Annotated in this window: 5 protein-coding genes and 1 pseudogene; 2 read left to right on the top strand and 4 right to left on the bottom strand. The window is 69.6% G+C overall.

The annotated features are described in order from the left end of the window. A pseudogene (locus AC07XP_RS22380) lies at positions 1–341 on the bottom strand (ATP-binding protein); the annotation flags it as partial. A 157-nt stretch (positions 342–498) separates the two neighbouring features. Between AC07XP_RS22380 and AC07XP_RS22375 the strand changes: the two are divergent. Beyond that, a complete protein-coding gene (locus AC07XP_RS22375; RefSeq protein ID WP_495265903.1) occupies positions 499–768 on the top strand; it encodes a hypothetical protein in 270 nt (89 codons plus the stop codon). Then, positions 758–1,558: a dioxygenase family protein gene (locus AC07XP_RS22370; RefSeq protein WP_495265902.1), complete on the top strand. Its 801-nt coding sequence runs from the start codon at positions 758–760 to the stop codon at positions 1,556–1,558. The genes AC07XP_RS22375 and AC07XP_RS22370 overlap by 11 nt, the downstream gene beginning before the upstream one ends. 274 nt (positions 1,559–1,832) lie before the next feature. Here AC07XP_RS22370 and AC07XP_RS22365 read toward each other — a convergent pair whose 3' ends face one another. From AC07XP_RS22365 to AC07XP_RS22355, 3 genes are all read right to left on the bottom strand, one after another. Then, positions 1,833–2,516 carry a response regulator gene (locus AC07XP_RS22365; RefSeq protein WP_495265901.1) on the bottom strand — a complete coding sequence of 228 codons (684 nt, stop codon included), beginning with the start codon at positions 2,514–2,516 and terminating at the stop codon, positions 1,833–1,835. Positions 2,517–2,533: 17 nt separating this feature from the next. After that, the gene (bamA, locus tag AC07XP_RS22360) at positions 2,534–4,888 is read right to left on the bottom strand and encodes an outer membrane protein assembly factor BamA (RefSeq protein ID WP_495265904.1); all 2,355 of its coding nucleotides are present in this window, start codon (positions 4,886–4,888) and stop codon (positions 2,534–2,536) included. Positions 4,889–5,014: 126 nt separating this feature from the next. Next, positions 5,015–5,671, bottom strand: a complete 657-nt coding sequence (locus AC07XP_RS22355; RefSeq protein ID WP_495265900.1) for a nuclease-related domain-containing protein — start codon at positions 5,669–5,671, stop codon at positions 5,015–5,017. Positions 5,672–6,013 lie beyond the last annotated feature (342 nt).

The raw sequence follows: 6,013 nt of genomic DNA, 5'->3' as shown, positions 1-6,013 counted from the left end.
CCGTCTCCCGGTGTGCCGGGCGCACGGCGCTCGTACCAGGGCGGCAGCCGCCGGTCGTCGGGCGTGGCGGCGCCGTCGATCACCATCGCCGACTGGCCCAGCTGCAGGCGGTGCCAAGCGTCGTCGTTGTCGCGCAGTTTCTTCCAGTCGCCGTTGGCGGTGTAGTGCTTCAGCAGGAGCTGCGAGAGCCAGTCCATGCGGCGGATCTCGATCTCGGCCACGTAGGCGCCCAGGCCCCGCTGCAGCGCGACGATCGAGAAGCCCACGAAGCTCAGCAGCAGCACGATCAGCAGGGCGGCCAGGGCCAGGAAGATCTTGCGGGAGAGGGTCAGGCGCGGCATGGGCTCGGCGGCGGGGGCATGGCCGCATTCTGCGGCATGCGTTTCGGGGGCGGGGATGGCATGGGCAAGCCGCCGATCATGGCGCCCGATTGGGGAGGAATCTGGGAGACGCGCTCTCCCGCGCCTCTCCCACATTTCTCCCGATTCGGATCGCACGATGCCCGCCATGACACCGGACACGCACCGCGCCCCTCCCACCTCCGCCTTCCGCGCACTGGCCGTCGCCGCACTCGCCTGGGCCTCGCCGGGGCACGCCGCGCCGCCGTCCACGCCCCCGGGCGACACCGACATCGACCTGCTGCTGTTCCTGCTGGCGGCGCTGTTCTGGGGCGTCGCGCATGTGTGGACGCTGCTCGTGGTCTGGGCCGAGGCGCGGGCCTCCGGCGTGCGCGCACCTGCCAGAAAGGAGGCTGCCCATGGCCGGTGAAGCGATCGGGCGCCGGGGCCTGCTGGCTGCGATCGGCGCGGCCGGGCTGGCCGCGTCCGCCCCCGAGGCCGCCGCAGCGCAGAAGCTCCCGCTGACCGCCCAGACCACCGAGGGCCCGTACTACCTGGACCTCGCGAACTTCCGCACCGACCTGACCGACGGCCGCGAGGGCGTGCCGCTCGATGTGCGCCTGCGCGTGCTCGATGCCGCCGGGCGCCCGCTGCGCGGCCTGCGCACCGACCTGTGGCACTGCGACGCGCAGGGCAACTACTCGGGCTTTGGCGGGCAGGGCGACGACCGCACGCGCGGCTTCGAAGGCCAGGCCTTCCTGCGCGGCAGCCAGCGCACCGACCGCGACGGCCAAGCGGCGTTCGCCACGCTCTACCCGGGCTGGTACGCGGGGCGCACCACGCACATCCACGTCAAGGTGCACCACCGCGAGCGCGCCGTGCTCACGACGCAGTTCTTTTTGCCCGATGCGCTCAGCGAGTTCCTCTACACGCAGGTCTCCAGCTACCAGCGCGCGCGGCTGCGCGACACGCTCAACAGCGCCGACGGCATCGCGCTGCGGGCCGGCGACACGGTGCTGGGCGCGGTGCGCGAGGAAGGCCGGCGCTATGTCGCGCTGCTCATGCTGGTGGTTGACCCCGCCGCGCGCCCGCTGACCGAACGCCCGCCGCCGCCCGGCAGCGGCCCCATGCCAATGGGCGGCTTGCGGCCGATGCGCCCGCGCGCGCTCGATGGCATCGCCCGCATCCGCGCGCTGGTGCCGCCGCGCACGGAAGGCTGAGCGGTGTTGCGGATGCCGCTCCCGCCTGCCGTGTCCGTCGAGGGGCGCTTGACACCACGGGCCGCGATGCGCGCACTGGCGCACACCTGTGCGGGCTGTCTTGCGTTCTGCAGCCTGGCGCTGGGCATCAGCGTCGCGGCACGCGGCGCTTGCGTGGAGGCGCGACAGGCGACAGTGCGCAATGCCAGCCTGTCGACGCTAGCGCCGATCATGCAAAGGCGCAGCGAAGGCCGCACATCGCGCGGCCACGGCGCATGCAAGGCCGAGCCGGCCCTCAGCCCGGCCGCTGCGCGAAGCTGAACCCCACGCCGTAGACCGAGCGAATCCAGCCGTGCGAGGGCGAGACGGCTGCGAGCTTGCGCCGCAGGTTCTTGATGTGTCCGTCGACCGCGCGCTCGTTCACGTCGAGCGCCTCGGGGAACGCCGCTTCGAGCAGCCTGGCGCGCGTGAACACACGCCCCGGTTCGCGCGACAGCGCACGCAGCAACAGCAGCTCGCGGCGCGTGAGCGCCAGGGCCCGGCCTTCCAGCCATGCATGGCCCATTGCGCTGTCGAAGGCCACGGCCGGCGAGGCCATGCCCACGTCCGGGTCGGGCGGTGCGCGCCGACGCAGCACCGTGTGCACGCGCGCCACCACCTCGCGCGGCGAGAAGGGCTTGCAGACATAGTCGTCGGCGCCTAGGTCGAAGCCGCGCAGCCGGTCGGCCTCGTGCGCGCGCGCCGTCAGCACGATGATCGGGTGGTCGCTGCGCGCGCGCACCTGCGCGATCACCTGCAGCCCGTCGATGCGCGGCAGCACCACGTCGAGCAGCGTGAGCGCCGGCGGCGCATGCAGGATGCGCTCGAGCGCGGCGGCGCCATCGCCCAGCTGCTCCACCTCGTGGCCCGCGCGCTGCAGCGGGCCCAGCAGCAGCGACGCGATCTCGCGTCCGTCTTCCACCAGCAGGATGCGGCTCATGGCGCGTGCGGTCCGGTTCAGAAAGACGTGCCGATCTGGAACTGGAAGCGCTGCGTGCGGTCGGCCACGATGCCGTTGGCCGTGTCCTCCTTCTGGTAGACGATCGGCACCGCATACGCCAGGCGCAGCGGCCCCAGCGGCGAGATCCAGCTGATGCCCAGGCCGGCCGAGGCGCGCAGGCGGTTCTGCGCCTTCCACTGCGCGTCGGTCATGCTGGCCGTGCGTTCGGCGAACACGTTGCCCGCATCGAAGAAGGTGTAAAGCCGCAGCGACTTGTCGTTGCCCGCGCCGGGGAAGGGCGTGGTCAGCTCCATGTTGAAGATCGCCTTGCGCGTGCCGCCCAGCGAGCCGCCGGTGACCGCGTCGGTCGGGCCCAGCGAGTTCTGCTCGAAGCCGCGGATCGAGCCCAGCCCGCCCGCATAGAAGTTCTTGAAGATCGGGAAGCTGCTGCCGCCCAGCGCCTTCGCATAGCCGAGCTGGCCGTTGAAGGCCAGCGTGTACTGCTTGGACAGCGGCACGTACTGCTGGTACTGGTAGTTGGTCTTCAGGTAGCGCAACTCGCTGCCCACGCCCAGCTCGAGGTTGGCGCTCTGCAGGCGCCCGCGCGTGGGCACCAGGGCGCTGTCGCGGTCGTCGCGCGACCAGCCCACGGTGGCCGGGATGCCCACCACGTTCCTGCCCGCGCACACCACGCTCGGCGCGGTGCCGGTGCACTGGAAGTAGTCGAGGTAGGCCTGCGGCGTGGCCGTGTAGACATACGAGCCGTTGACCAGCGTGTACGAACCGTTGGTGCCTGGCGTGAACGAATAACGTTCGACGCCGATGCCCAGGTACACCGTGTCCAGCTCGTTCACCGGCAGCCCGAAGCGCACCGAGCCGCCGTCGCTCGCGAGCTTGTAGTTGCCGTCGGCCTCGTAGTAGGGCCGCGTGGTGGTGTGGAACAGGTTGAAGGTGCGCGAGATGCCGTCCTTCGTGAAGTACGGGTCGGTGGCCGTGAGCGACACCGAGCGGTTGTACGAGCTGGTGTTGACCTGCAACCCCAGGTAGTTGCCCGAGCCGAACACGTTCTCCTGCGTGATGCCGAAGCTCAGCGAGATCTTGTCGGTCGACGAGTAGCCCGCGCCGAGTTGCAGCGAGCCGGTGGGCTTCTCGGCCACGGTGACGTTCAGGTCGACCTGGTCGTTGCTGCCCGGCACTTCGGCGGTCTCGACGTTCACCTCGGTGAAGAAGCCCAGGCGGTCCACACGGTCGCGCGACAGCTTGATCTTCGTGCCGTCGTACCAGGCGCCTTCGTACTGGCGGAACTCGCGCCGGATCACCTCGTCGCGCGTGCGCGCATTGCCACCGATGTTCAGCCGCCGCACATAGGCGCGCCGCCCGGGCTCGGCGTTCAGCACCATCACGACGCGGCGTTGGGCCCGGTCGATCTCGGGCTCGGCTTTCACGCGCGCGAAGGCGTAGCCGAAGGTGCCGAAGTGGTCGGCGAAGGCCTTGGTGGTGGCCGCCACGTCCTCGCCGTTGTAGGGCGCGCCGGGGCGCACGGTGACGAGCGACTTGAACTCGTCCTCGCGTCCCAGGTAGTTGCCCGCCAGCTTCACGCCGGCCACGGCGAACTTCTCGCCCTCGCTGATGTTCACCGTGAGCTCCAGCGTCTGCCGGTCGGCCGAGATCGCGACCTGCGTCGACTCGATGCGGAACTCGAGGTACCCGCGCGTCAGGTAGAACGCGCGCAGCGTTTCCAGGTCGGCGTCGAACTTGGTGCGCGCGTACTGGTTCGACTTCGTGTACCACGCCAGCCAGCCGCCGCTGTCCTGGTCGAACAGGTCGAGCAGCGTGCGCTCGTCGAAAGCCTGCTGCCCGACCACGCGCACCCGCGTGATGCGCGCCGGCTCGCCCTCGGTCACGCTGAACGTGAGGTTGACGCGGTTGCGCTCCAGCGGCGTGACGGTGGTGACCACCTGCGCGTTGTAGAGGCTGCGGCCGATGTACTGGCGCTTGAGCTCCTGCTGTGCGCGGTCGGCCAGCGCCTTGTCGTAAGGCCGGCCTTCGGCCAGCCCGATGTCGCGCAGCGCCTTCTGCAACGCCGCCTTGTCGAACTCCTTGGTGCCCGCGAAGTCGACATCGGCCACGGTGGGGCGCTCTTCGACGATGACCACGAGCACCCGGCCGTTCACGTCGATGCGCACGTCCTTGAACAGTCCGAGGTCGAACAGCGCGCGGATCGCCGCGCTGCCGCGGTCGTCGCTGTACATGTCGCCGGCCTTCAGGCCGAGGGTCGCGAACACCGTGCCCGCTTCGACGCGCTGCAGGCCTTCGAGGCGGATGTCCTGCACGGTGAACGGGTCGGCGGCCTGTGCCGGGCAGGCCACCATCGCGAGGCACAGCGCGGCAAGGGCCGCGAGGGACTTGGGAGGAATCATCATCACCGCATGGTCTTCACCAATGTCGGAGGAATGTGGGACGCCCTCCCGCGCGCAGGGCTGGTTGGTGAGCAGTCGTTACTGCAACCCCATCGCGTTCACCGCCGGCCACGCCACCGCAGGCCGTTCGATGCGTTCGCGGCAGTTCTGCGCATGCGTTTCCAGCGACAGATCGCCCTGGATCTCCAGCAGCCGCTGCACTGTGCGATCGACCGCCTGCGCGTCCAGCAGCGGGTACGTGCGCGCCGTGCGCCCGTTGTTGCGCACCAGGCGCGCGATGTACGGCAGGTCCTGCTGCGTGATCACGGCCGCCGGCATCACGCCCTCCAGCTCCACGCCTTCGCACGGCAGCAGCACGAAGTACTGCAGCCGCAGCTCATCCGGCAGCAGGCTGCGCAACTGCGTCGTCTTGCGCCCGCCCTGCCAGGCCGGGTCTTTCACCTCACGCGCCCGCGTGCAGCCATGCAGCCGCAAGAACCAGCGCGGCGGCGCCTCGTCGGACTTCTTGCGATAGACGAACGCATTGCGCCAGGCCTTGATCTCGAACAGGTACACCCCGGTCTCGCACACGACGACCGCATCGATGCGCGCCGTGGGCACCACGCAACCGGAAGGCATCGGGATGATGAGGTTGCGAAGAATGCGTAGATGCGAAAACGCCGGACTGAACGCGGTGGCAAGTTGCTGCACCCCGAGCGACGCGGCGACCGCGCTTTGCGGCAGAACAATGGTCATGTCGAACTCCTTCGGAGCCCCGAGCATTGCTGGGCTTTTAGGAGACTTCTGGTAAACGAGGCAGAGCCCGTCTGCCTTCACAGGCCGAGCGAAGCGATGGCCCGCCCGGTATCCAAAGCCCTTCTGTATGCGCCGAGGAGCGCAGCGTTTCGCGGATCAGGGCTCGCCCTTGTTTGAGCGAAGCGAGTTTGGGCGAGACCCCGCGAAACGTGAGCACCGCAGGTTGCCCGCAGCGAAGCGGAGGGACGCAGACAGCAGGGTCGCCTTTTCTTTGCTTACTTTCTTTTGGCGAAGCAAAAGAAAGTGAGTCGCCCGCCGGGGCGAGACCCGGCCTCAGCCCCC

The organism is Variovorax sp. GW531-E2, from assembly GCF_059423125.1.
The sequence above is the reverse complement of the archived record's forward strand: the minus strand, read 5'-3'. Positions and strand labels throughout refer to the sequence as shown.